The 1,084-nt window shown below is 75.8% G+C and carries 1 protein-coding gene; it reads right to left on the bottom strand.

The window, feature by feature from the left end; genetic code table 11:
- Positions 1-803: TIGR03084 family metal-binding protein (locus tag G5C65_RS37610; protein WP_165303535.1), on the bottom strand; the 803-nt coding region annotated here is incomplete at its 3' end.
- Between the last annotated feature and the right edge of the window lie 281 nt (positions 804-1,084).

The raw sequence follows: 1,084 nt of genomic DNA, 5'->3' as shown, positions 1-1,084 counted from the left end.
GCCCTCGGCCGTCCCGCGCCGGGCGGACCGGCGAACGCCTGCGCGATCCCCAGCCACCGCTCCGCCTCCGCGCCCTCGGCGCGCACCTCGGCGTCGTCCCGGTGCACCCGCTGGGTGACCAGGCGGCAGAAGTCGACGGCGTCCCCCGTCACCCGCTGGGCCGCGTCCTCGGGCCCGAACGCCCACACCCGGCCGCCGGGCGCCGTCACCTCGACCCGGACCGGCTCGGCGGGCGGCTCCAGGCCGTGCGCCGCGTACGCGGAGTCGCGGGCCCGGGTGCCGAGGCGGACCACATGCGCCAGCCGGTCGGTCACGGGGTGCGGCTCGCCCAGCGCGGCGGCGACATCCTCGCCGTGCGCCCACATCTCCATGATCCGGGCGCCGGCCATGCCCGCCACGCTCATCGGCTTGACGTACCACGGCATCCGCGCCCCCTCCGGCTGCGCGGCGAGCGCGCGCCCGAGCGCCTCCCGGGAGGCGCGCCAGCGCTCCAGCAGCTCGCCGGACGGCTGCCGCGCGCCGTCCGCCGCGCCCTGGTCGACGGAGTCCAGCAGCGCGCCGCCGGGCCCCGCGGCGTTCAGCATCCGCCGGGTCTCCCGGCGGAACGCGTCCGGGTCCGTCGCCGCGCGCACCGACTGCTCGTCGGTCCAGGCGAGATGGGCGATCTGGTGCGCGACGCTCCAGCCGGGCGAGGGCGTCGGCAGCGCCCACCGCGCGGGGTCGAGCCCGGCGCCGCGCAGCAGCAGCCGCTCCAGCTCCGCGCCCTCGGCCCGCATGTCGTCGAGTACGGCCCCGGTCGTCATCTCCCACCGCCCTCTCAGCGCCCGCTCAACTCTCAACTCGGCCTGTGGGCACCGAGGGTGGCAGCGCCCCGAAAAACAATCAAGCACGCCTGCATGATTTTTGGGCCCGGGATATGCCCGAGGCTGAATCGCCCCCTGCCCTCACAACCGCTCGCTTGGGTATTCAGGTACAGACCAACACACGGCCAAGACCGGCTGAAGCGAGCCGTAACACCCGAGGAGGCAGACAGCCGTGGCAGCCCCCACCCACGCGCCCACTCCCACACCGCCCACTCCCACAC

It is taken from the genome of Streptomyces boncukensis (genome assembly GCF_011045075.1).
Taxonomy (GTDB): domain Bacteria; phylum Actinomycetota; class Actinomycetes; order Streptomycetales; family Streptomycetaceae; genus Streptomyces; species Streptomyces boncukensis.
Note: the sequence above shows the minus strand (reverse complement) of the source record. Positions and strands in the feature narration are given on the sequence as shown.